At 72.7% G+C, this 24,159-nt stretch carries 22 protein-coding genes and 1 CRISPR repeat array; of the genes, 17 read left to right on the plus strand and 5 right to left on the minus strand.

Annotation, left to right across the window (positions count from 1 at the left end):
- Positions 1–324 precede the first annotated feature (324 nt).
- The 5 genes from LX15_RS06255 (at position 325) to LX15_RS06275 (ending at position 6,152) form a co-directional block, all read left to right on the plus strand.
- A complete protein-coding gene (locus LX15_RS06255; protein WP_253668523.1) occupies positions 325–1,731 on the plus strand; it encodes an ATP-binding protein in 1,407 nt (468 codons plus the stop codon).
- A complete protein-coding gene (locus tag LX15_RS06260) occupies positions 1,728–3,689 on the plus strand; it encodes a vWA domain-containing protein (RefSeq protein WP_253668524.1) in 1,962 nt (653 codons plus the stop codon). The genes LX15_RS06255 and LX15_RS06260 overlap by 4 nt, the downstream gene beginning before the upstream one ends.
- Before the next feature lie 64 nt (positions 3,690–3,753).
- A complete protein-coding gene (locus LX15_RS06265) occupies positions 3,754–4,089 on the plus strand; it encodes a PCC domain-containing protein (protein ID WP_253668525.1) in 336 nt (111 codons plus the stop codon).
- Between the two features lie 340 nt (positions 4,090–4,429).
- Complete coding sequence (gene mshC, locus LX15_RS06270) at positions 4,430–5,671, plus strand: cysteine--1-D-myo-inosityl 2-amino-2-deoxy-alpha-D-glucopyranoside ligase (protein ID WP_253668526.1); 1,242 nt, start codon at positions 4,430–4,432, stop codon at positions 5,669–5,671.
- Positions 5,672–5,726: 55 nt separating this feature from the next.
- On the plus strand, positions 5,727–6,152 hold the full coding sequence (locus LX15_RS06275; RefSeq protein WP_253668527.1) for a nuclear transport factor 2 family protein: 426 nt from the start codon (positions 5,727–5,729) through the stop codon (positions 6,150–6,152).
- 55 nt (positions 6,153–6,207) lie between these two features.
- Here LX15_RS06275 and LX15_RS06280 read toward each other — a convergent pair whose 3' ends face one another.
- A complete protein-coding gene (locus tag LX15_RS06280) occupies positions 6,208–6,846 on the minus strand; it encodes a TetR/AcrR family transcriptional regulator (RefSeq protein WP_253668528.1) in 639 nt (212 codons plus the stop codon).
- A 115-nt stretch (positions 6,847–6,961) separates the two neighbouring features.
- Between LX15_RS06280 and LX15_RS06285 the strand changes: the two genes are divergently transcribed.
- Positions 6,962–7,705, plus strand: coding sequence for an SDR family NAD(P)-dependent oxidoreductase (locus LX15_RS06285; RefSeq protein ID WP_253668529.1), 744 nt, complete (start codon positions 6,962–6,964; stop codon positions 7,703–7,705).
- A gap of 400 nt (positions 7,706–8,105) precedes the next feature.
- Here the strand turns inward: LX15_RS06285 and LX15_RS06290 are convergent, their stop codons facing one another.
- Together LX15_RS06290 and LX15_RS06295 are read right to left on the minus strand one after the other, a co-directional pair.
- Positions 8,106–8,726: a DUF3558 domain-containing protein gene (locus tag LX15_RS06290; RefSeq protein ID WP_308213416.1), complete on the minus strand. Its 621-nt coding sequence runs from the start codon at positions 8,724–8,726 to the stop codon at positions 8,106–8,108.
- A 2-nt stretch (positions 8,727–8,728) separates the two neighbouring features.
- Positions 8,729–9,133, minus strand: coding sequence for a hypothetical protein (locus tag LX15_RS06295; RefSeq protein WP_253668530.1), 405 nt, complete (start codon positions 9,131–9,133; stop codon positions 8,729–8,731).
- A gap of 560 nt (positions 9,134–9,693) precedes the next feature.
- On the opposite strand from LX15_RS06295, the gene LX15_RS06300 reads away from it, so the two are divergent.
- A complete protein-coding gene (locus LX15_RS06300; protein WP_253668531.1) occupies positions 9,694–10,107 on the plus strand; it encodes a hypothetical protein in 414 nt (137 codons plus the stop codon).
- 489 nt (positions 10,108–10,596) lie between these two features.
- Positions 10,597–11,355: direct repeats of the CRISPR family, unit length 28 nt; unit sequence GAACCATCCCCGCGGGTGCGGGGACGAC.
- Between the two features lie 86 nt (positions 11,356–11,441).
- Here the strand turns inward: LX15_RS06300 and LX15_RS06305 are convergent.
- On the minus strand, positions 11,442–12,176 hold the full coding sequence (locus LX15_RS06305) for an SIS domain-containing protein (protein WP_253668532.1): 735 nt from the start codon (positions 12,174–12,176) through the stop codon (positions 11,442–11,444).
- Between the two features lie 111 nt (positions 12,177–12,287).
- On the opposite strand from LX15_RS06305, the gene LX15_RS06310 reads away from it, so the two are divergent.
- The 9 genes from LX15_RS06310 to LX15_RS06350 all read left to right on the plus strand — a co-directional run bounded on the left by LX15_RS06310 (position 12,288) and on the right by LX15_RS06350 (position 20,055).
- Positions 12,288–12,743, plus strand: coding sequence for a GNAT family N-acetyltransferase (locus tag LX15_RS06310; RefSeq protein WP_253668533.1), 456 nt, complete (start codon positions 12,288–12,290; stop codon positions 12,741–12,743).
- A gap of 69 nt (positions 12,744–12,812) precedes the next feature.
- Complete coding sequence (locus LX15_RS06315; RefSeq protein WP_253668534.1) at positions 12,813–13,568, plus strand: DeoR/GlpR family DNA-binding transcription regulator; 756 nt, start codon at positions 12,813–12,815, stop codon at positions 13,566–13,568.
- Positions 13,561–14,775 (plus strand): MFS transporter, encoded by a 1,215-nt coding sequence (locus LX15_RS06320; protein ID WP_253668535.1) that lies wholly within the window; start codon positions 13,561–13,563, stop codon positions 14,773–14,775. Before LX15_RS06315 ends, LX15_RS06320 begins: the two co-directional genes overlap by 8 nt.
- A gap of 287 nt (positions 14,776–15,062) precedes the next feature.
- Positions 15,063–16,019, plus strand: a complete 957-nt coding sequence (locus LX15_RS06325) for a phosphatidylinositol mannoside acyltransferase (RefSeq protein ID WP_253668637.1) — start codon at positions 15,063–15,065, stop codon at positions 16,017–16,019.
- Positions 16,020–16,274: 255 nt separating this feature from the next.
- Positions 16,275–16,784, plus strand: a complete 510-nt coding sequence (locus LX15_RS06330) for a GNAT family N-acetyltransferase (protein ID WP_253668536.1) — start codon at positions 16,275–16,277, stop codon at positions 16,782–16,784.
- Positions 16,785–16,992: 208 nt separating this feature from the next.
- The gene (gene cmtR, locus LX15_RS06335) at positions 16,993–17,361 is read left to right on the plus strand and encodes a Cd(II)/Pb(II)-sensing metalloregulatory transcriptional regulator CmtR (protein WP_253668537.1); all 369 of its coding nucleotides are present in this window, start codon (positions 16,993–16,995) and stop codon (positions 17,359–17,361) included.
- A complete protein-coding gene (locus LX15_RS06340) occupies positions 17,358–18,077 on the plus strand; it encodes a cation efflux transmembrane domain-containing protein (protein ID WP_253668538.1) in 720 nt (239 codons plus the stop codon). Before cmtR ends, LX15_RS06340 begins: the two co-directional genes overlap by 4 nt.
- Before the next feature lie 106 nt (positions 18,078–18,183).
- Positions 18,184–18,756 (plus strand): TetR/AcrR family transcriptional regulator, encoded by a 573-nt coding sequence (locus tag LX15_RS06345; protein WP_253668539.1) that lies wholly within the window; start codon positions 18,184–18,186, stop codon positions 18,754–18,756.
- 93 nt (positions 18,757–18,849) lie between these two features.
- Positions 18,850–20,055: a Cmx/CmrA family chloramphenicol efflux MFS transporter gene (locus LX15_RS06350; RefSeq protein WP_301304089.1), complete on the plus strand. Its 1,206-nt coding sequence runs from the start codon at positions 18,850–18,852 to the stop codon at positions 20,053–20,055.
- A 111-nt stretch (positions 20,056–20,166) separates the two neighbouring features.
- Here LX15_RS06350 and LX15_RS06355 read toward each other — a convergent pair whose 3' ends face one another.
- A complete protein-coding gene (locus tag LX15_RS06355) occupies positions 20,167–20,820 on the minus strand; it encodes a class I SAM-dependent methyltransferase (RefSeq protein ID WP_253668540.1) in 654 nt (217 codons plus the stop codon).
- Between the two features lie 129 nt (positions 20,821–20,949).
- On the opposite strand from LX15_RS06355, the gene LX15_RS32245 reads away from it, so the two are divergent.
- Entirely contained in the window at positions 20,950–24,123 is a 3,174-nt protein-coding gene (locus LX15_RS32245; protein WP_308213417.1) for a UvrD-helicase domain-containing protein, read from the plus strand.
- Positions 24,124–24,159: the final 36 nt, after the last annotated feature.

The raw sequence follows: 24,159 nt of genomic DNA on the forward strand, positions 1-24,159 counted from the left end.
TGCCGGAGAAGAGCCAGGATATGAGGGGCTTTTGAGGGGCACGCCACTCTGCGTAACACTTTTGGGGTACGAGTCAGTTCCGTATTCCGAGGTGCGAGCCACAGGGAGGGCGCCGACGCCGACCGCGCGCGGGCGCCCAGCAATGATCAATTCATCGTGGGGGAGCGGTCGGGAATTCCTTTTCCTTCTCCTCTTCGGAGCTTCGACTTCCTCTTCGACGACACCGCGCGAGCACTTCTTCTCCGACGGTGATGACAGGAATTCCCTCGGGGCTGGAGCAACTCCACGTCGACCACGGGCCCGAAGCTGCGTAGCGTCGGGACGGTGAGCAGCGTGCCCACCCCACCGCAGGACCTGCCGCGCACGGCGGGAGAACTGCGCGCCGCCGGCCATCACCCGATCAGCGTGCGGGAGGAGATCCGCCGCAACCTCCTCGCCGCGCTCAGCGACGGACGCGACCCCTGGCCGGGCATCCTCGGCTTCGACACCACCGTGCTGCCCCAGCTCGAACGCGCCCTGATCGCCGGCCACGACGTGGTCCTGCTCGGCGAGCGCGGCCAGGGCAAGACCCGGCTGCTGCGGGCCCTGCCCGCGCTGCTGGACGAGTGGACCCCGGTGATCGCCGGCTCCGAGCTGGGCGAGCACCCCCTGGCCCCCATCACCCCGGCGTCCCGCCGCCGCGCCGCCGAACTCGGCGACGACCTGCCGGTGCTGTGGCGGCACCGGACCGAGCGCTACACCGAGAAGCTCGCCACGCCCGACACCTCCGTCGGCGACCTGGTCGGCGACGTCGACCCGGTCAAGGTCGCCGAGGGGCGCGCGCTGGGCGACCCCGAGACCATCCACTACGGCCTCGTGCCCCGCGCCCACCGGGGCGTGCTGGCCCTCAACGAGCTGCCCGACCTGGCGGAGCGCATCCAGGTCGCGTTGCTCAACGTCATGGAGGAACGCGACGTCCAGGTGCGCGGCTACACCCTCCGGCTGCCGCTGGACGTGCTGGTCGTGGCCACCGCCAACCCCGAGGACTACACCAACCGCGGCCGCATCATCACTCCGCTCAAGGACCGGTTCGGCGCGGAGATCCGCACCCACTACCCCTCCACCATCGAGGCCGAGATCGCCGTGGTCCGGCAGGAGGCCCACCTGGTCGCCGAGGTCGGCGACCCCCTGCTGGAGGTGCTGGCCCGGTTCGTGCGCCACCTGCGGGAGGCGCCCTCGGTGGACCAGCGGTCCGGTGTGTCGGCCCGGTTCGCCATCGCCGCCGCCGAGACGGTCGCCGCCTCGGCGATGCGCCGCGCCGCGCTGACCGGGGAACGCCCGGCGATCGCCCGCCCCGTCGACCTGGAGGCGGTGCCCGCGGTCCTGCGCGGCAAGCTGGAGTTCGAGGCGGGTGAGGAGGGCGGGGAGAACGAGCTGCTGACCCACCTGCTGCGCCGGTCGCTCGCCGACACCGCCGCCGCCCACCTGTCCGGGGTGAACCTGCGTCCCCTGGTCGACGTGGTGGCCGACGGCCACCCGGTGGCCACCGGTGAACGGGTCACCTCCCGGGAGCTGCTGATGGCCCTGCCCGAGCTGCCCGTGCTGCACGAGGTCGCCCGCCGCCTCGGCGTGTCGCCGGGGGACCCGCCGGGCCGGATCGCCGCCGCCGTCGAGCTGGCGCTGGAGACGCTCTACCTCACCCGCCGCATCGGCAAGGACGTCGTCGACGACCGGGTGGTCTACCGGCCATGACCGAGCCCGGCCCCCGCTACCGCTACGGCCCCTGGCGCGGCGGACCCGACCCGCTGGCCCCGCCGCCGGACCTCCGCGCGGCGCTGGAGGAGATCGGCCGCGACGTCATGGAGGGCTCCTCCCCGGCGGCGGCCCTGCGGGAGCTGCTGCGCAGGGGCGCGGCCGGCGCCCGGGGACTGGACGAGCTGACCCGGCGGTTGTGGCGGCGTCGCGACCAGCTCCGGCGCCGCCACCGGCTGGACGGCACGCTCCAGGAGGCCCGACGACTCCTCGACCGCGCGCTGGACCGGGAACGCGCGGCCCTGGCCGGCGACGACGGGGAGGACGCCCGCTTCCGCGAGCTGCGCCTGGACGCGCTGCCGCCCGACACCGGCCGCGCGGTCAACGACCTGGCCGACTACGACTGGCGCTCCGGCGAGGCCCGCGACGACTACGCCGAGATCCAGCGGATGCTCGGCCAGCAGGTGATGGAGCAACGCTTCCAGGGGATGCGGGACGCCCTGCGCCGCAGCGGCCCCGGCGAGGCGAACCGCATCCGGCGCATGCTGGCCGACCTCAACGACCTGCTGACCGCGCACGCCCGGGGCGACGCCGACACACCGCGACGCTTCGAGCGCTTCCTCCGCAAACACGGCGAGTTCTTCCCCGAGAAGCCCCGGGACGTCGAGGAGCTGGTCGACCTGCTCGCCGCGCGCGCCGCCGCCGCGCAACGCCTGGCGAACTCGTTGACACCCGAGCAACGGGAGGAACTGGCCACCCTGACCCAGCAGGCGTTCGGCGACCCCCGGTTGGCCGGCGAGCTGGGCCGGCTCGACGCGCTCCTGCGCCAGCTCCGCCCGGACCACGACTGGACCGGTCAGGCCCACTTCCGGGGGCGACAGCCCCTCGGCCTGGCCGAGGCCACCGCCGCACTCGCCGAGCTGGGGGAGCTGGACGCGCTGGTCGACCAGCTCGGCCAGGCCTACCCCGGGGCGAGCCTGGAGGACGTCGACCGGGAGGCCCTGGCCCGCCATCTCGGCCCCGAGGCCGTCGCCGACCTGCGGCGGCTGGCCGAGCTGGACCGCGAACTCCGCGAGCGGGGCCTGGTGGAACGCGCCCCGGACGGGGAGCTGCGGCTGACCCCCAGGGCGCTGCGGCGACTGGGGGAGAACGCGCTGCGTGACGTCGTGGACCGCCTGCGCACCCGACGCGGGGACCGGGCGGCCGACCGCGCGGGCGCGGCCGGCGAACCCACCGGCGCGAGCCGGCCGTGGGAGTTCGGGGACAGCGAGCCCTGGGACCCCGTCCGCACCGTCGGCAACGCCGTGCTGCGCCGGGCCGCCACCGGCGGCGGCCCCCTGCTGACCGTGGACGACGTCGAGGTGGTGGAGACCGAGCAGCGCTCCCGCGCGGCGGTCGCGCTGTGCGTGGATACCTCCTGGTCGATGGTGCAGGACGGCCGGTGGGTGCCGATGAAGCGCACCGCCCTGGCCCTGCACCACCTGGTCCGCACCCGCTACCGCTCCGACGCGCTGCGGCTGATCACCTTCGGCCGGCGCGCGTCCGTGGTGGACATCGGCGAGCTGACCAGCCTGGAGGGGGTGTGGGAGCAGGGCACCAACCTGCACCACGCGTTGCTGCTCGCCGGCCGTCACCTGCGCCGGCACCCGCAGGCGCTGCCGGTGGTCCTGGTGGTCACCGACGGCGAGCCCACCGCCCACCTGGAGGCCGACGCCGAACCGGTCTTCGCCTACCCGCCGCTACCGGAGACCCTCGCCGTGACCCTGCGCGAGGTCGACCACCTCGCCCGCCTCGGCGCCCGCGTCACCGTGTTCATGCTGGGGGAGGACCCCCGGCTGGCGGCGTTTGTGGATCTGCTGGCCCGGCGTGCCGGCGGCAGGGTCGTGGCCCCGACCGTCGACGGCCTGGGCGCGGCGGTGGTCGCCGACTACCTCCGCCACCGCCGCCCGCCCCGCTGACGCGCTGCGCGATGCGGTGTGCCGCTGCGGTGCTCCACCGGTCCGGTGCCGTGATCGGAATTGAATGCCCGTGCGGGTGTTCGAGGTCAACGACGGTGAACTGATCGACTCCCTCACCGAGCAGGCGAGGGAGCGGGGGATCGCCGATGCCGCGATCGTTGCCCTGATCGGGGGTGTCGACAGCGTCGCCGTCTCGACCATGCCGGCCGACGACCCGACGAGGGACGTGATCACCACGTACGACGTTCCGGCCGAGACGCACGGGTCGGGAGAGATCAAGGACGGCGTGGTGCGCATCCACGCGACCATGGCGGTCGGGGGTGACCGGGCCGTGTCCGGGCACCTGCACCGCGCCCAGGTCGACACGTGGTTCGTGCGCGCGGACGTGATTCCCTGCTGACCCTGCTGGGCGAGGAGCAGGCTGGGTGCGGGCAGCCGGCGTGGACGGCCCTCTCCCGGGGCCGTCCACGGGACGCCGGACGTGGGGGGTCTCGCGGCCGGAGCGTCACGAGGGCGGTATGCCCGGTTGGTGGTAGGGGCCAGCGCTGAGCAGGGCCGTCGGCGCGACCGGCGACCGCGCCACGCCACCTGATGATCACGTGGCGTGGCGGGGGCGTGGCGGTGATCTCACTCGTCCGGGTGGCGTGGAACAGATGGCGGCCGTGGGTGGTTGCCCCCGACAGGACCGGGAAAGACGCCCGGTCATCTCGTTGACGGTGCTCCTCGTTAGGGTCGAAAACATGCAACCCTGGTCGTCGGTTCCGGTTCCGCGCGTGCCCGGCACGCCTCGTCCCCTGCGGTTGTTCGACACCGCCACCGCCGAGGTGCGACCCACGGCGCCGGGGCGGACCGCCCGCCTGTACGTCTGCGGCATCACCCCCTACGACGCGACGCACCTGGGCCACGCGGCGACCTACCTGGCGTTCGACCTGGTGCACCGGGTCTGGCTCGACAACGGCCACGACGTGCACTACGTCCAGAACGTCACCGACGTGGACGACCCGTTGCTGGAGCGCGCCGAGCGGGACCGCGAGGACTGGGTCGTGCTCGCCATGCGCGAGACCGCGCTGTTCCGCGAGGACATGGAGGCGCTGCGGGTGCTGCCCCCGCGCGACTTCGTGGGCGCGGTCGAGGCGATCCCGGAGATCGTCGAGGTGGTCGGCAAGCTGCTGGCCTCGGGCGTGGCCTACCGGGTCGACGACCCCGAGTACCCCGACATCTACTTCGACCACCGCGCCTCGGGCCGCTTCGGCTACGAGTCCAACTACGACGAGGCCACGATGGCCGCGTTGTTCGCCGAGCGGGGCGGGGACCCGGAGCGGAAGGGCAAGCGGCACCCACTGGACGCCCTGCTGTGGCGGATGGCCAGGGACGGCGAGCCGTCCTGGGAGTCCGAGCTGGGCGCCGGCCGGCCCGGCTGGCACGTGGAGTGTTCGGCCATCGCCCTCAACCGGCTCGGCATGTCCTTCGACGTGCAGGGCGGCGGTTCCGACCTGGCCTTCCCGCACCACGAGTTCAGCGCCGCGCACGCCGAGGCCCTGACCAACGAGTTCCCGTTCGCCCGGCACTACACCCACGCCGGCATGATCGGGCTCGACGGCGAGAAGATGTCCAAGTCGCGCGGCAACCTGGTGTTCGTCTCCCGGCTGCGCGCCGACAGGGTGGACCCGATGGCCGTGCGCCTGGGCCTGCTGTCCGGCCACTACCGGGCCGACCGGCCGTGGACCGACGACGTGCTCGCGCAGGGCCAGACACGGCTGGAGCGCTGGCGGGAGGCGGTGGCACTGCCCACCGGTCCGGCGGCGGAGCCGGTCGTGGCGCGCCTGCGGGACCACCTGTCCGACGACCTGGACACCCCGGCGGCGCTGGCCGCCGTCGACGCCTGGGCGAGTGAGGCGCTGACGCGCCGCGACGGCGGCGACCCCGCGGCGCCCGCCCTGGTCCGCACCGCGGTCGACGCGCTGCTCGGCGTGGAGCTGTAGGTCTGGGTAAGGCTGTAACCAGCGACGACGCGCCTCGGCCGCGATACTGGGCCTCATGGTTGCGGCCGAGGTGCGGATCGTCCTGGACTTCCACGACGCGGTCAACGCCGGCCAGACCGACCGGCTCCGCCCGCTGCTGCACGAGGACGTCGAGGTGGGCGGCACCTACGGCGGCGTGCGCGGCGTCGACTGGGTGCGGCAGTGGTTCGGGCACTCCGCGCTGACCCTGGTGCCGCGTCGGGTGTTCCGTCGCGGCGAGTTCGTGGTGGTGGAGCAGGACGTCCGACGGCGTGACGTCGGCGGGGAGCCCGGCGAGCCGGACGAGCCGCCAGAGCCCCAGTTGGTGGCCAGCGTCTTCCGCGTGGTGGACGGGCGGATCGAGATGATCCACCGCTACCGGGACCTGGGGGAGGCGTTGGGCACCGTCGACGTGACCGAGGACGACGAGGTCAGCCTGGTTCCCACCGGCGACAGCGCCTGAGGTCCGCCGCGCGCCGGGCGCACCGGGCAGACCGGGAACACCGGCGGGCAGACGGTCAGTCGCGGCAGCCGCCCATCGCCTGCATGGCCTCCTCCGGCCGCAACGGCGGTTCGGGGAGCGGGTGGGCGGCCGAGGCGCGGAGGCCGTCGAGCATCAGGGCGAGATGCCGCCGCCACGCGTCGGGCGCGATCTCCCGCGTGGCCTCGACCGTGCGCGCCTGCCCCCAGAACACGAAGGCCAGGTCCTCCAGGGTGAGGTCGGCCCGCAACGCCCCCGCCTCCTGGGCGCGGGCGACGATCCGCCGCATCAGCCGCTCACCGTGGCGTCGGGCCTCCTCGGTGGCGGTGGCCTCAGGGATGCGCCGGGCCGCGAGGTCGTTGTAGCCGCGGTCGGTCGCCTGGAGTTCGCAGACGCGTTCCAGGAAGAACACGAACCCCTCCCACGGATCGTCCATGGCCAGCGCGTGCTCGGCCAACGCGGCGGTGGCCGTCACGCGGTCGGCGAAGACGGCGTCGATGAGCGCGGCGCGGTGGGGGAAGCGGTTGTAGAGCGTGCCGATGCTGACGCCGGCGCGCCGGGCGATCTCCTCCAGGGGCACGTCGATGCCGCGTTCGGCGAACAGCGCGCGGGCGGCGGCGACGAGCAGCTCGCGGTTGCGTTGGGCGTCGCGGCGGAGGGGACGTGCGGTGACCACGTCCCCATCCTAGAACTTGAGGGCACCCTCAGGTTAGCGCTACGGTCGAACTTGAGGATCACCTCAACTTCGACGGTGGGTCAGGCGGCCCACCTCCTCAGAAGGGCACACACGCATGTCACGCACCATCGCCGTGCTCGGCGCCGGCCCCGGGCTCGGCCGCTCCATCGCGACGCGGTTCGGCCGTGAGGGCTTCCGGGTCGCGCTGGTCGCCAGGAACAAGACCAGGCTGGACGCGCTCGTCGACGACCTCGCCGGCCAGGGCGTCGAGGCCGCCGCCTTCCCTGCCGACCTCCGGGACCACCAGGGAATCCCATCCCTCGTCGACGCGATCAGCGCGCGGTTCGGCTCCCTCGACGTCGCCTACTACGGCCCCTCCGGACTGGAGCCCGCCCTGCTGCCGGTGCCCGTGCTCGACGTTGACCCCGACGCCCTCGACAGCCACCTCGACCTCATGGTGCGCACGCCGATCTCCCTGGCCCGCGCAGTGCTGCCGGGGATGCGGGAGCGCGGCGACGGCGCCCTGTTGTTCGGGTTGGGCATCTCCGCGAAGATCCCGGTGCCGCTGATGGGCAACATCGGGATCGCCCTGGCCGGGCTGCGCAACTACATCCACAACCTGCACGCCGTCCTGGCCGAGGAGGGCGTGTACGCCGGAGCGGTGCTGATCGCCGCGTTGATCGAGCGCAGCGACGCCCAGCGACTGTTCGACGCGGACTCCACGGTGCGCCCGTCCACCGAGGTGGAGCGGGTCGATCCCGACGTGCTGGCGGAGCTGTGCTGGGAGATGTACCGGGGTCGGGACCGGGTGGAGGAGGTCGTCGGCGGCTTCGGGCGGACGAACGCGGAGCCGGCCTAGACCCACGATGTCGAACGCGGCGAGTGTGTCTACAGTGGACGCGCTCTTGTCGCGCTTCTGTCCCACGCCCGGAAAAGACCCCGGCGCCTTCGACCTGAGTTCCAGGGGTCGTCGCGACGCCCTGACAATTCGGGAACGCGATGGACTTCCAGGTCCGGGTGAACAGGACGAAGGCCCACGCGCCGAGGAAGCTGGCCAGGGAGCGGGAGTTCTGCCTCGCCCTGGTGGAACGGGGACTCACCAACCGGCAGGCCTGAGCCATGGTCGGCGTGAACGAGCGCACCGGCCGTGAGTGGCGTTCACGGGCGACCCGAGGGGCGGACGAAGAAGTCACGGCTGCCAGCCCACAAGGATGCGGCCGTGGCTTCTTCTCCGCACCCCCTGATAGGTGCGGCTGCGGTCACTTCGCGGCCTTGAGGTTCTGGATCATCATCTCCGCGATCTTCTCGTTCAGGCGACACGAGGTCGAGTAGTCAGGGTTACCTTTTCGGGCCTGAACAATAATGAGGAGCGCCGTTGAATCAGACACACCTATCCTTGAGCCACAGTTGCCCATCCCCTCCGCTTTCTCGCTCTCATTCGCGTGCACCCCGGGATAACCAGCAACCCGGAACTCCTTAAACTGGCCGAAGTTGGACCTGCGCCTGTACGTGCCTTCCAAACCCTCCCCAGTCTTGACATTAAGAGTCAACGAGATACGGGTGTCCCGAACCGGGTCGACAGCAGGCCACGCGCACTCCGGACCCAGGATCCCGTCTTTCGACTCGGGAGGCTCTGCCCTCGTCAAACTCGCGACCTGCTCAGGCTTCAACAACTCGCACGGCTTCGTCTCAAACGGCTTGAGATCCAGCACCGGCTGCTCCAACGGCGGCGACAACCGCTCCTTCCCAGACCCACCCGACACCGACGAACCCGAACCACCACCCGAAGCACTCGGCTGACCCGCCACACTCGACGAACAGCCAGCAACCAGGGCCACCAAAGCAGAACCCGCCACCGCCGACACAACAACCCGCCGCACACTCAACCCCTCTGCCGCATGATGTTGGCCTGCTCCGCCTCACGGTAGGCCTTCAACGACGCCTCCAGACTGGCGATCGTGGCCATGATCGCCTCCTGGTAGGCCAGGTTCGCCTCGTGATGGCAGCCATCCTTGCCCACCGCGACCTTGCTGATCTCCTGCGCGGCTCGCCGACTGTGCGGGTCCTCCGCCGGCGGAGTCACTTCCGCAAGCATCTGTGCCTGCGCGTTGATCGCAATCAACTCCTTCACGACCGCCCTGAGATCGTCGATGAGCTGCTGGGCGTGGTCCGGGTCCACGCTGAACTTGCCGCCGCCCGCGACCACCGCTCCACCCGCGTCACCCACGGCACCCATCACGGGCAGACCGGCGGTGAACGAGATCCGGTCCAGGAAGCTCTCTGACATGAACTTGTCCCCTCGTACACACAAGATCCGCAGGGCAGTCTCGCACATGATGCGGCGGCGAATGTGACGTATCGTCGCGAGGTAAACCACAGGGAGTAACCCGCACGGACGAGCTGTGCTGGGTACCCCTGCTCGCGCGGGGACGACGCGGCGGAGGACTACCGCGACCGTGCACGTGAGGAGCTACCCCCGCTCGCGCGGGGACGACCTTTCTCTTCGCCGCACGGGAGGCCGAACGGACGAGCTACCCCCGCTCGCGCGGGGACGACACTTTCTGACCTGGCCGTTTATCTTGCGTGGTCGCCGATTTTGTCCACATGTTTCGGAAGCTGAAGGCTGTCCGGCGCAAGGCCGGGCCGGCTAGTGCCAGGCGGATCTTCCCAGATGTTCACCTGGCTCGGCCTGTGCTTGGCTGACCAGCGCCACCTGACTCCGAGGCGCATGCCTCACCTGAGGTACTGCGGTCGGGATTTGCCGGGGTGGGGTCGGGGAGTGGATCAGGGACGAAGCCGGGGCTGTCCCTGCTGTCCCGCCGCCGTCCACACGAAACGCTGATCGTCGTGTTGACCTGTTCTCCCCGCCCACCGCGTCGTCCGTCCTGGCTGCTCCGGCACGCCGTGCCGCTGTTGACGGTCGCGGCGGCCGCCCTCGTCCCGTGGCTGGTGGTGCTCGCGGTGACCCTGCCCTCCACCGTGGTGGCGCGGCGCTGGGACGTGGCGTGGGTCGGGCTGGACTGCGCGTTGGCGCTGGGGCTCGGCGTCACCGCGTGGCTGTGGCGGCGGAGCGACCGTCGGGCCGGGCTCGTCGCCGTGGCGACCGCGACCCTCACTTGCGTGGATGCGTGGTTCGACGTCTGCACCTCGCCGACATCGAGTGAGATGGCGGCCGCGCTGGCCATGGCCGTGCTGGTGGAGCTGCCCCTGGCAGTGTTCTGCATGGCACTCGCCACGAATTCCTCGCGCACCGCACAGTGACCCAGGTGCCGTCGGTCGGGGAGCCATCCCTGCGGTTACGAGGACGATCGGGCACCGGCATCCTGCACCACGAACGACGCCCTGACTTCCCCGGCGGGCGCCAGCCGCCCGATCTTCCCCTACCTCAGGACACCCCCCACCCATCCCGGGGGGCGAGCCCCGCTCCAGCCTATCGGCGCACGACCCCGCGAGGAACCGCACAGAGATCCACTGTGGACAACTGGAGAGCCTGTGGACAACTCCGCTCCCGAACGGAGGACGACGAACCAGAACGTCAGACCAGCATGGTGAACTGGAGGGTTGGGCATCCGAGCGCGTTGCCGACCAGGCAACCGCGTCACCGTCCGAGAAGCACCGGGCCCCACCGTCGAACGCGTCACCCAGGCCAACCCACCCCGACCAACGCGCCGCACCAGGACCGAGCCGTCCACCCGTCGATGGCTCCGCACCACCGTGAACGCGAGCGCCCGCTGTCGAACCAGGACAACAGAATCACCCCCGCGGGTGCGGGGACGACCGACGCAACACGGCGGCGCAATGCCGGAGACGCGAACCACCCCCGCAAGTGCGGGGACGACTCCCGCAGCACCACGGACAGGCGGGTCGTGGGCGAACCATCCCCGCGGGTGCGGGGACGACCCCCGGCGGCGAAGGCGGAGAACCCGGCCGCGAGAACCATCCCCGCGGGTGCGGGGACGACAGCTCGGTCATCACCAGCAGGCCACCATGCGACGAACCATCCCCGCGGGTGCGGGGACGACGCCGAACCTGCGGAGATGTGCAGACCTACTGCGAACCATCCCCGCGGGTGCGGGGACGACTGGCACCCGCGGCACACCCGGTCGTTGGCCCAGGAACCATCCCCGCGGGTGCGGGGACGACTGTCACGAGCGCTTCATCGCGGCGGTCCGGGAGGAACCACCCCCGCGGGTGCGGGGACGACCCCTCACTGTCGTAGTCCGTGGTGTCGACCTCGGAACCACCCCCGCGGGTGCGGGGACAACGCATCACGTGGCGGATCACTGGCTGCAAAGCGAGAACCATCCCCGCGGGTGCAGGGACGACTTCGTGGAGGACATGCGGGAGGCACAGCGGAAGGAACCATCCCCGCGGGTGCAGGGACGACCCGCCGAACGTGTCCGCGAGCAACAATGCCTTCGAACCATCCCCGCGGGTGCGGGGACGACGTCGTGCAGGGTGGGCCTGGCCGGGTCGACCTCGAACCATCCCCGCGGGTGCGGGGGCGACACTTTCTGACCTGGCACTTTATCGCGCGGAGGCGCGGGTTGCGTCCACTTGGTTTCGCGTGGTCCCCGTGCTGTGTCCGGGCTGGTTCACAGTTGTGGGACGCGGTCGTGGTAGCGGCGCATCAGCTCGGCATTCCAGTCGTCGTTGCCGACCACGTTGGAGCTGCGCCACAGCGGCAGCTCCACCGACTGCTGCGCCGCTCGCTCCGTCACCCGCACGAGTACGCAGTTCCACAGGAACATCACCGCCAACGACGACAGGGGAGCGGTGAACGGCGCTTCGACGGGGTAGGCGATGTCGCCGGGCGGCACCAGCGTGTCCAGCACGACGGTGGCCTCCTCCGCCAACGTGCTGCCGGCACGGCGAGGCGCGGCGGCGGTGGAGGCCGGGGAGGTCACGCCGATGACCGGTCGCCCTGCGGCGCGGGCGTGCTGGGCGACTTCGACGGGGTAGGGGTTGACCCCGCTGGTGGAGAAGACGACCACCACGTCGTGCTCGCCCATGCCGACCTCGGTCAGGAGCTGTTCGGCCAGGCCGCTCCGCCGCTCCGCGACGGTGCTGGCCCGCGCGCCGTGCAGGGGCAACAGCTCCGGGTGGTACAGCGGGCGCACGCAGGCCAGGCCGCCGGCGCGGAAGAAGGTCTCGGCGACGGCGGCCAGCGAGTGCCCGGCCCCGGCGGTGAGGATGATCCCGCCTGAGCGCACGCATCCCAGCACCAGTCGGGTCGCCTCGTCCAGGGCCTCGGCGTTGTGCTCCTCCAGGCGGGTCAGGTGCGCGCGCACCGCCTCGCCGTAGCCGGTGCTGGGGGTGCTGGACGGCATCAGGGCTTACCTCCGTGCGGGCGAGGCGGTGTGGTCCATACCACTTTGCCCGGGGCGTCAACCCCTCACCCGTCCGGTTTCGCCCGCTCGTCCGGACCATAGGCTGCCTTCGTGCAAGATCTTTGCATTGAGCGGGCGACGGGGGCGGACGCCGAGCGCCTGACGACGTTGCTGCACGCCTCGGGCGCCTACCGGGGCTCCTACGCCTCGATCCTGGCCGGCTACCGCCTCACCCCGGAGTACCTCGCCGACCGCCCCACGTTCCTGGTGGAGGACGACGGTGACCTGCTGGGCTTCTACAGCCTGATCGTCGAGCCGGCGGAGCTGGACCTGCTGTTCGTCTCCGACGCCGCCCAGGGCCTCGGCCTGGGGCGCGTGCTGGTCCAACACATGCTGGACCAGGCCCGTCGTCTGGGGATTCCGGCGGTGCGGGTGGTCTCGCACCCTCCCGCCGAGGGCTTCTACCGCCGGATGGGCGCCCGTCCGGCGGGGGTTGTGCCCCCGAAGCCGCCCCGTGTTCCCTGGGAACGTCCCGAGCTGGTGTTCGACGTCCCCGGCCTGAGCTGAACGAGGACGAGCGAGGGCCGAGCGCCAATCCCCTTGCCTTTCGAACATCACTGCTGTTCGAATGAACACATGGAGAGTTCGGAACGGCACGAGATGATCCTGCGCGCGTTGCGGGACGCGGAGCGGGTCAGCGTGGCCGAGCTGGCGACGCTGACCGGCTGCTCGGAGATGACGATCCGCCGCGACCTGGACGCCCTGGAACGCGACGGCCTGCTCCGCCGGGTGCGGGGCGGCGCGGTGAGCGCGCTGACCGGCGAGGAGACCCCGTTCCCGGTGCGCGGCCGTCAGCACGTCGCCGCCAAGCGGCGCATCGCCGCCGCCGTCGCCGACCTGATCGACGACGGCGAGTCGCTGGTGCTCGACAGCGGCACCACGACCCTGGAGGTCGCCCGGCTGCTGCTCGACCGTCGACTCACCGTCCTGCCGTTGTGCCTGCACACGGCCAACGTGCTCACCGCGGCCGACCGCGTCCGCCTGCTGCTGCCCGGCGGCGACGTCCGCCCCACCGAGCTGGCCTTCACCGGCCCCCTGACCGAACACACCTTCCGCCAGCTCCGGTTCGACACCCTGGTGCTGGGCTGTTGCGGGATCAGCGCGCGGGACGGCGTCACCGCGCACGACCTGGCCGAGGGGCAGGTCAAGCACGCGGCGGTCACCGCAAGCGCCCGGGTGATCGCGGTCGCCGACAGCAGCAAGCTCGGCCGCACCAGCTTCGGCAGGGTGTGCGGTCTGGAGGAGGTCGACCTGGTGGTCACCGACACCGACGCGCCCGCCGAGCAGGTCGAGGCGCTGCGCGCGGCGGGCACGGAGGTGTTGTGTGTCTGAGAACCCCGGCGGCGCTCCGGCCGTGACCGCCCCCTCCGGCCCGCCCCGCGCCGCGCGGTGGGCGACCGGGTTCGTCTTCGTCCTGCACTCGGCGGTCTTCGCCTCGTGGACGCCGCACGTGCCCGAGGTCAAGGACCAGCTCGGCCTGCACGAGGGCACCCTCGGCGCGACCCTGCTGGGCGCCCCGCTCGGCTCGGTGTTGGCCATGCTGGTGACCAGCCCTGCGCTGGCCCGGTGGGGCAGTCGTCGGGTGACCGCCGTGGCGTTGCTGGGCTACGCCCTGGCCGCGCCCCTGCTCGGGCTGGCCGGCTCCGCCGTGGCCCTGTTCGCCGCCCTCACCGTGTGGGGCGCCTTCCAGGGCGCGCTCGACGTCGCGATGAACGCGCAGGCCGTGGCGGTCGAGCGCGCCTACGACCGGCCGCTGATGTCCAGCTTCCACGCGTACTGGAGTCTCGGGTCGGTCGCGGGGATCGGCCTCGGCATGGGAGGCCTCGCCCTGGGCGTGGGGCTGGCCGTCCAGCTCGCCGCGATCGGCGTGGTGGCCGTGGTCGCCACCCCGCTGCTGGTCCGTCCGATGCGCGCCGACCGCGTGGACCCCGACGGCCCCGACGGCCCCGACGGCGCGGACTCCGACGGGCAGCACCGGTTCGTCGTCCCGTGGCGGCACCGGGGCCTGCTGCCGCTGGCGGGGATCGTCTTCGCCGCGCTGCTGTGCGAGGGCGCGGCCGGGGACTGGACGGCCGTGTACCTGCGGGACAGCCTGGGCGCGCCCGGCGCTGTCGCCGGTGTCGGCTACGGCGCGTTCGCCTGCGCCATGTTCGTGGGCCGGCTGATGGGGGACCGGTGGGTGTCCCGGTACGGCCGCGTCCGGGTGGTGACGCTGCTGTCGGCCACGGCGGCGGTCGCCACCGCCGTGACCCTGCTGGTCGGTCACCCGCTGGTCGCCCTGGCCGGGTTCGCCGCCCTCGGGCTGGGGCTGTCCTGTCTGGTGCCGGTCGTGTTCAGCGCGGCGGGATCGCTGCCGGGCAGCCACCCGGGGCAGTCGCTGGCGGCGGTGGCCTCGGCCGGGTGGATCGGGTTCCTGCTCGGTCCACCCGCGATCGGCGGCCTGGCCCACCTCACCTCGCTGCCGTTGGCCCTGGCCGTGCTGCCGCTGTTGGCCACGGCGATGGCCGTCGGGGCTCGCACCCTCGGTCCACGCTCCTGACCTGCGGCAACGCACCGCACCTCAAACCTCTAGTGGAGGTTGAGACATGATGTGTCGACCTCCACTAGAGGTGGGTCAACCTCAGGTGGAGGGTAAGACTTCGAGGGGTGTCGAGCCCGCCCGTGACCGGCCGTGGCCGCCTGCCCAGGCGGGCCGTCGTCACGAGACGGCGAACGACCGCCTCACGGCGGGTTCGGTCGCCCTCCTGCGGGGCACTGCTGAGGTGACAGGTCCGGTCCGCCGGTGACCCCGGCGGGGTGAAGGACGGTGAGGCGCCCATGACGCACCTGACGAACTGGCGCGAGCGGTTGGTCGACAGCGCCTACGCGCTGGGGTGGCGAATGGTCGGGACGGTGCCGCCGGAGCCGACGCTGCGCCTGTTCCAGGCCGCCGGCGGGGCGGCGGCGCGACTCGGCACCCCCGGCGCGCGGCGGTTGCGGCGCAACCTGTCCCGGGTCCGGCCCACCGCCACCTCGGCCGAGTTGGACGAGCTGACGCGCGAGGCGATGCGCTCCTGTGCCCGCTACTGGTGGGAGGTCTTCGAGCTGCCGCACACGGACCTCCGCCGCCTGCGCGAGGTGGTGGACCCTCATGTGACTGGACGCGACAACCTGGACATCGCGCTGGCCCGGGGCAGGGGCGTGGTGCTGGCGCTGCCGCACTCGGGCAACTGGGACGTCGCCGGGGTGTGGCTGGTCGGCTGCCTCGGCCGCTTCACCACCGTCATGGAGCGACCGCGCCCCGAGTCGCTGTACCGCAGGTTCGCCGACTACCGGCGGGCGCTCGGGTTCGAGGTCGTCCCGCTGACCGGCGACGCGACCTCGGCCGCGTCGGTCCTCGCGGAACGGTTGCGGGCGAACCGGGCGGTGTGCCTGCTGGCCGACCGCCTCCTCGCGGGGGACGGGGTCGCGGTCTCCTTCTTCGGCGAGCCCGCGTTCCTGCCGGCCGGCCCCGCGCGGCTGGCCGCCGCCACCGGAGCGGCCCTGCTCCCGGTCGGCTCCTGGTTCACCGACGACGGCGGCTGGGCGGTCAGGTTCCACCGGCCGATCCCGGTCGCCGGCCGCGAGGACGTGGCGCCCGCGACCCAGGCGCTGGCCGACACCTTCGCCGCCGACATCGGGCGACGTCCCCAGGACTGGCACCTGCTCCGGCCCCTGTGGGAGGCCGACCTGGGGCACGTGCCCGTCCACGTGCCGGCCCCGGCGCCCACCCACGTGGGTCATGGGCGGACGTGGCCGCCGTGAGCGGCAGCTCTCGGTGAAGATCGACCCGGGTGGGGGCGTCCGCCGTCACCTGTTAGGGTCGGCACTGTTCGTGCTGAGTTGACGAGGACACGAGGGGTGAGGTTGATGACCGCGCCGAAGGCCGTCCGTGGCGCCCAGGTCTCCCTCGCGTCCCGGGCCGTGGCCTGACCTCGTCTTCCTCCGCCCCGCCACCAGCGCCGAGTGTGCGCTCGCGGGGCGTCCCACACGCACGACAGAAACGGACTCACATCCGCCATGAGCACGTCGTGGATCACGCGCGCCGAGACCGGCGCCGACATCCCCGCCATCCGTGAGATCAACCTCGCCGCGTTCGAGACCTCGTTGGAGGCCGACCTCGTCGAGGCGCTCCGCGCCGACCAGGCGTGGATCGAGGGACTGTCCTTCGTCGCCACCGACGACGGCGGCCGGCCGGTGGCGTACGCGCTGCTGACCCGCTGCCACGTCGACGACGCCCCCGCCCTGTGCCTGGGCCCGTGCGCGGTCCTGCCCGAGCACCAGAACAGCGGCGCGGGCTCGGCGGTCATCCGGGCGGTGTTGGAGGCGGCCCGGAACCGGGGTGAGCACCACGTGATCGTCCTGGGCCACCCCACGTACTACCCGCGGTTCGGGTTCACCCGCGCGTCGCGGTACGGCATCCGGTTGTCCATCGACGTCCCGGACGAGGCCCTGATGGCCCTCACCCTGGACGCCGACCACCCGCTGCCCAGCGGCACCGTCCGCTACGCCGCGCCGTTCGGCATCTGACCGCACACCGTGGTGCGGGGGCGCTCCGCCCCCGCACCACGGTCCTCACACGGTCCTCATGCGGGAATCGTCGCGCCCCAGCGCGATCGTCGACGAACACGTCGACGACCTTCCACTCCCTCCCACTCCCTGGCGGCTTCGGAGGAAGCTGGCTCGCTTCGCGCTCCAGCCTTCCTGATATGTCAGCGTTGGCTGTACTGTTCTGTGCATGCTGACGTGTGAGACGCGGGAGTCGGCGCTGGCCCGTCTCGGCCGGGCACTGGCCGACCCGACGCGGTGTCGCATCCTGGTCGCCCTGCTCGACGGGGTGAGCTACCCCGGTCAGTTGGCCGCCCACCTCGGACTGAGCCGGTCGAACGTGTCGAACCACCTGGCGTGCCTGCGGGGATGCGGCCTGGTCGTCGCGACCTACGAGGGTCGCCAGGTCCGCTACGCCCTGGCGGACGCGCACCTGGCCCGCGCGCTGGGCGAGCTGGTACAGGTGGTGCTCGCCGTGGACACCGCGCAGCCCTGCGTGGACGAGGACCAGGCCGTCACCACGGCGGCGGACGCGGACGCCGTGGACGTTGGGCGATGAGCGGGAACACGCCCCCAAGGTCCGACCTGTCCGCGCTGCTCGTGCCCGGGCAGGAGAGGGCCGGCTGCGCGGACGGGTGCTGCGCGCCCGTCGCGGGTGCCGGCGCGACGAAGCTGGTGGACGAGGATCGGCGCCGGGTGTTGTCGCGGCGGGTGCGGCTGCTGGTCGCGGCCACGATCACCTACAACGTCGTCGAGGCGGTCGTGGCGATCGCGGCCGGGGCGGCCGCCGACTCGACCGCGCTGGTGGGGTTCGGGCTGGACTCGGTGATCGAGGTCGCCTCTGCGGCCGCCGTGGCCTGGCAGTTCTCCGGCCGGGACCCCGAAGCGCGCGAGCGCGCGGCGTTGCGGGTCATCGCCCTGTCGTTCTTCGCGCTCGCGCTCTACGTGGCCGTCGAGTCCACGCGGTCGCTGTTCGGCGTCGGGAACGCCGAGCACTCGCCGGTCGGGATCGTGTTGGCGGCGGTGTCGCTGCTGGTGATGCCGTTCCTGTCCCACGCCCAGCGCCGCGCCGGCCGGGAACTCGGGTCGGCCAGCGCGGTCGCCGACTCCCGGCAGACCCTGCTGTGCACCTACCTGTCCGGCGTGCTGCTCGTCGGTCTGGTGCTCAACGCGGCGTTCGGGTGGTTCTGGGCTGACCCGGTCGTCGCCCTGGTCATCGCCGTGGTCGCGGTGCGGGAGGGCAGCCAGGCCTGGCGCGGCGAGCACTGCTGCTGACCCCTGGTGCGGCCGGGGGCGGGGCGTGCGTCGGGGCGTGTGTCTAGGGTGCGTCCCGCCCTCCCGGTATTGCACTGATCGATCCAAAACGGTTAGGGTTCGTGCCATGGCACGGCCACGGACCTTCGACGAGGAGCGGGCGCTGGAGGCGGCGATGCGCGCCTTCTGGGCCGTCGGCTACGAGGCGACGACCACCGAGGACCTGTGCGCGGCCACCGGCCTGGGGCGCAGCAGCGTCTACAACACCTTCAGGAGCAAGCGCGAGCTGTTCGAGAAGGCGTTGGCGCACTACATGGAGGTTCGCACGGCGGCCGTGCTCGACCTGCTGGGGAGTGACCTGCCGACCAGGGAGAAGATCCGCGCCCTGCTGTGGCAGACCGTGGACGCCGACCCCGACGACCCGGACGGCTGCCTGGTGGTCAACACCATGGTCGAGGTGGCGCCGCGCGACCCGAAGATCGCCGAGTGCCTCCGCCGGGACCACGACCGGCGACTGGAGGCGTTGCGCCGGGCGTTCCTGGCCGGGCAGCGCGCCGGGGAGATCGACGGGGACCGGAACCCCGACGACCTCGCGTGCTTCGTGATCGCCACGATCACCGGGATGCGCGTGCTGGTCCGCGGCGGCGCGGACCGGGCCGCGGTGGAGGCGGTCGCGAACACCGCGCTCCGCGCGTTCTGATCCAGGGGGCGGCGTCGGGCCGCCCTCTCTCGTGCCCTCATTTTGAACAGATCTATCCAAAAGTCAGAACAAGGGAAACAAGGAGCCGTTCCGATGCCCCTGGCCGTCTTCGTCCTGGGCTTGTCGATCTTCGCCCAGGGCACCTCCGAACTCATGCTCGCCGGCCTGCTCCCCGAGGTGGCCGCCGACCTGGGCGTGTCCATCCCCGACGCGGGCCTGCTGATCTCCGCCTTCGCCATGGGCATGCTCGTGGGCGCCCCGGTGCTGGCCATGGTCACGCTGCGCTGGCCGCGCCGCACCGCCCTGCTGACCTTCCTCGCGATCTTCGTCGCCACCCACGTCGCCGGCGCCCTGACCTCGAACTACGCCACCCTGTTCGTCACCAGGGTGGTCGGCGCCTTCGTCTACGCCGGGTTCTGGGCCGTCGCCACCGTCACCGCCGTCGGCCTCGTCCCGCCCACCGCGCGCGGCCGCGCCATGGGCATCGTCGCCGGCGGCCTCACCGTCGCCACCGTGATCGGCCTGCCCGCCGGCACCGTGATCGGCCAGCACCTCGGCTGGCGCGCCGCCTTCTGGACCGTGGCCGTCATGTCCGCGCTCGCGATGATCGGCGTCCTCGCCACCATCCCCGGCGGCCGCCCCGAGGCCACCACCAGCCTGCGCGCCGAGGTCCGCACCCTGGCCAACCCCAGGCTGTGGCTCGCCTACGGCACCACCTCCCTGGCCACCAGCGGCCTGCTCGTCACCTTCAGCTACCTCGCCCCGTTCCTGACCGAGACCACCGGTCTGTCCAGCGGCTGGGTCCCGGCCGTGCTGGTGCTCTACGGCGTCGGCGCGTTCACCGGCATCAGCGTGGGCGCGCGCAACGCCGACGCCCGACCCCACGGAACCCTGGCCGTCGGCGTGGTCGGCCTGGTCGTCATCTCGGTGGCGCTGGCGCTGGCCGCCCACCAGCCGGTGCTGACCGTCGTGCTGGTCTGCCTGCTCGGCGCGTTCGGCTTCGCCACCAACCCGGTCCTCAACACCAGGGTGTTCTCCCTGACCAGCGGCGCGAACACCCTCGCGGCCAGCATGAACACCTCCGCGTTCAACGTGGGCATCACCGCGGGGCCGTGGCTGGGCGGGCTGGCCATCGACGCCGACCTCGGCTACCCGTCGGTGGCGTGGATCGGCGCGGCCCTGGGCATGGTCAGCCTGGTCGCGGTGGTGATCGCCGCCCGCCTGGACCGACGTCACTCCCGCGCGCGGGACACCGCCGTCACGGCGGAGGCGCACGAACCCGCCGGCGCCCCCGCCTGAGCCGGGCGGCCGCGTCAGGCCGTCCACCGGTGCCCGTCCGAGACGATCTCGGGCGGGCACCGGCGCGCGTTTCCTCGCAGGTCAGGGAAGACGGCCAGGGGAGGAAGACGGTCAGGGAAGGCGCAGCACCCGCGTCGGCTTGACGTCGACGCCCTCCAGGTCCCGCGGCACCGGCACCCCGTACCGGGCGACCTCCACGAACCGGTCCCTCGGCAGGTGCGCCCGCCCCGGATCGCCCACGACCACCTCGGCGCCAGCAGCCCTGGCCCGCTCCAGGAACGGCAACACCCGTGCGGCCATCGCCCGGTCGTAGAAGACGTCCCCGGCGAGCACGACCTGCGCCCCGCCCGCGTCGCCGCCCAGCACGTCCGCCAACACCACCCGCACCGACACCCCGTTGACCTCGGCGTTGAGGCCGATCGCCGCCTCCGCCCACGTGTCCACGTCGTTGGCGGTCACCTCCGCCGCCCCCACCAGGGCCGCCGCGACCGCCACCAGCCCGCACCCCGAGGCCAGGTCCAGCACCCGCCGCCCCCGCACCAGCTCCGGGTGGTCGAGCACGTACCGCGCCAACGCCTGCCCGCCCGCCCACGCGAACGCCCAGAACGGCGGTGGCAGCCCCGAGCGCCCGCACTCCCGCTCCGTGGCCTCCCACAACGCGATCGCGTCCTCGGCGAGGTGCACCCGCACCTCCGGCACCAACGGCGGAGCGCCCACCGTCGTGTTGGCCCGCACGAACTCCGCTGCCGCCCTCGACGTCGTCATGCCTCCCAGCCAACCCGACCTTGGTGACCGCCCGCGCCACACCCCACCCCACTGGCGGTTTTCCCCTGCCCCGCAAGCACACGCCGGGGCGTCGCGCCGCTCCCGACCGCCCGTGGCAAGATCCACGGGGTGCGCTTCCACGCCGACCTGCACATCCACTCCAAGTACTCCCGGGCCTGTAGCAAGGACTGCGACCTGGAGCACCTCACGTGGTGGGCGCGGCGCAAGGGGATCACCCTCGTCGGCACCGGCGACTTCACCCACCCCGCCTGGTACGACCACCTGCGGGAGAACCTCGTCCCGGCCGAGCCCGGCCTGTTCCGGCTGCGCCCCGACCTCGACGGCGCCGTCACGCGCACCCTGCCGCCGAGCTGCGCCGGCGAGGTCCGTTTCCTGCTGTCGGTGGAGATCTCCACGATCTACAAGCGGGGCGAGCGCACCCGCAAGGTCCACCACCTGCTCTACGCGCCCGACCTCGACGCCGCCGCCACGATCAACCAGCGGCTGGCCCGCATCGGCAACCTCGGCGCCGACGGCCGCCCCATCCTCGGCCTGGACTCCCGCCACCTGCTGGAGATCACCCTGGAGGCCGGCGGCTACCTGGTGCCCGCGCACATCTGGACCCCGTGGTTCGCGGTGCTGGGCTCCAAGTCCGGCTTCGACGCCGTCGAGGACTGCTACCAGGACCTGGCCGACCACATCTTCGCCGTGGAGACCGGGCTGTCCAGTGACCCCGCCATGAACTGGCGTGTCTCGGGACTGGACCGCTACCGCCTGGTCAGCAACTCCGACGCGCACTCTCCGCCCATGCTCGGCAGGGAGACCACCCTCTTCGACACCGACCTGGACTACTTCGCCGTCCGGCGCGCACTGGAGACCGGCGAGGGCTTCGCCGGCACCGTCGAGTTCTTCCCCGAGGAGGGCAAGTACCACCTCGACGGGCACCGCAAGTGCGACGTGCGGCTGGAGCCGGCCGACACCCGCGCCCGCGACGGCCGCTGCCCCGAGTGCGGCAAGCCGCTGACCGTCGGCGTCCTGCACCGCGTGGAGGAACTGGCCGACCGGCCCGAGGGCGCCCGCCCGGCCACGGCGGGGGAGTTCCACAGCCTCGTGCCCCTGCCGGAGATCATGAGCGAGATCCTCGGCGTCGGCCCGCGCAGCAAGAAGGTGCTCGGCGAGATCGCCACCCTGACCGCCGCGCTCGGCCCGGAACTGGCCATCCTCCAGGACGTCCCGGTCGAGGACATCGAGCCGCACTCGGCCCCGCTGGCCGAGGCCGTCCGCCGCCTGCGTCGCGGCGAGGTCATCCGGGACGCCGGCTACGACGGCGAGTACGGCACCATCCGGCTGTTCGAGCCCGGCGAGCTGCGCCGCGCCACCCTGCACACCGTGCCGAGCCTGTTCGACGACGCCCTCCTCGACGTCGAGCCCGCCGCGCCGACGCGTCCCCAGCGCACCCCGGCCGCGCCAGCCCCAGCAGAAGCGGTCGCGGAGCGAGCCGAGAAGCCCCTCGCGCCGGAGCCGCCCCCGGCCCCGACCACGCGAGACGGCGGGAACGGGTCGCTGTTGGACGGGCTGGACCCCGACCAGCGCGCCGCCGCCGAAACCACCACCGGCCCCCTCCTGATCATCGCCGGGCCCGGCACCGGCAAGACCCGCACCCTCACCCACCGGCTCGCCCACCTGGTCACCACCGGGCAGGCCGCGCCGGAACACTGCCTGGCCATCACCTTCACCCGCCGCGCCGCCGAGGAGATGAGCGAGCGGCTGGCCGCGTTGACCGACCAGGCGCGACGCGTCACCGTCACCACCTTCCACGCGCTGGGCCTGCGCATCCTGCGCGAACACCACGACCGCGCGGGCCTGACCGCCGACTTCGGCGTGGCCGACGACGCCCAGCGCCTGGCGCTGCTCACCGAGCTGACCGGCGACGAACGCCAGGGCCGCCGCGCCGCGACCGCCCTCTCCCGCCCCGACCCCGACCCCGAGCTGGCCGAACTGCGCCAGCGCTACACCAAGGCCCTGCGCGAGCAGGACCTGGTCGACGTCGACGAGCTGGTCACCCTCACCGTCGAGATCCTCGACGCCGACCCCCACCTGGTCGCCGCCTACCGCGACCGCTACCGCTGGATCTCCGTCGACGAGTACCAGGACGTGGACGAGACCCAGTACCGCCTGCTGCGCCTGCTGGCCCCGCCGGAGGGCAACATCACCGCCATCGGCGACCCCGACCAGGCCATCTACCGGTTCCGCGGCGCCGACGTCGGCTTCTTCCTGCGGTTCCACCAGGACTACCCCGGCGCCCGGACGGTCCAGCTCACCCGCAACTACCGCAGCACGCCGACCATCCTGGCCGGGGCGCTCCAGGCCATCGCGCCCACCAGCCTCGTGCCCGACCGCGCGCTGGTCGCCGCCGGCCACCACCCGGACAACCCACCGCTGGGCGTGCACCACGCCGCCGACGAGCAGGCCGAGGCGTCCTTCGTCGCCCGCACCATCGACCAGCTCCTGGGCGGCTCCTCGTTCCACTCGCTGGACAGCGGCCGCGCCGACGCGTCACACGGCGACCACGAGCTGTCCTTCGCCGACATCGCCGTGCTCTACCGCACCGACAGCCAGGCCAGGGCGCTGCTGGACGCCCTGACCCGCGCCGGCGTCCCCGTCCAGAAACGCTCCCACGACCGGCTCGCCGACCGCCCCGGCGTCCGCCACATCCTGCGCGAGCTGACCTACCGGCCCGGTGAGCGCGGCACGACGGGGGAGCGGGTCGTCGACCGGCTGCGGCACGCCGCCCGCGCGGCGCTGGCGCTGAACCCCGACCGGGACGCCGAGGCCCACGCCGCCGAGATCCACTCCGCGCTGGACCTGCTCGGCCCCCTGGCCACCCGGTGCGGCCACGACCTCGACCGGTTCCACACGGAGCTGGCCACCGGAGCCGAGGTCGACACCTGGGACCCGAACGCCGACCTGGTGTCCCTGCTGACCCTGCACGCGGCCAAGGGCCTGGAGTTCCCCGTGGTCTTCGTCGTCGGGTGCGAGGACGGGCTGCTCCCGCTGCGGTGGCCCGGCGCCGAGGCCGACGAGGAGCAGGTGCGGGAGGAACGCCGGCTGTTCTTCGTCGGCATGACCCGCGCACAGCGCCGCCTCTACCTCAGCCACGCCACACGGCGCACGCGGCACGGCAGCAGCCAGCCGACCACGCCCTCGCCGTTCCTGGCCGATCTCGACCCGGCGCTGTGCGAGCGGATCGGGGACCCCGCGCCCCGGCGCCGCCCCCGCTCCCAGCAGCTCCGTCTGCTGTGAGACGCGCCTGACCAGGCGTGATGGGGCTCCGGCTTC

This window comes from Streptoalloteichus tenebrarius, from assembly GCF_024171885.1.
GTDB classification, from domain to species: Bacteria; Actinomycetota; Actinomycetes; order Mycobacteriales; family Pseudonocardiaceae; genus Streptoalloteichus; species Streptoalloteichus tenebrarius.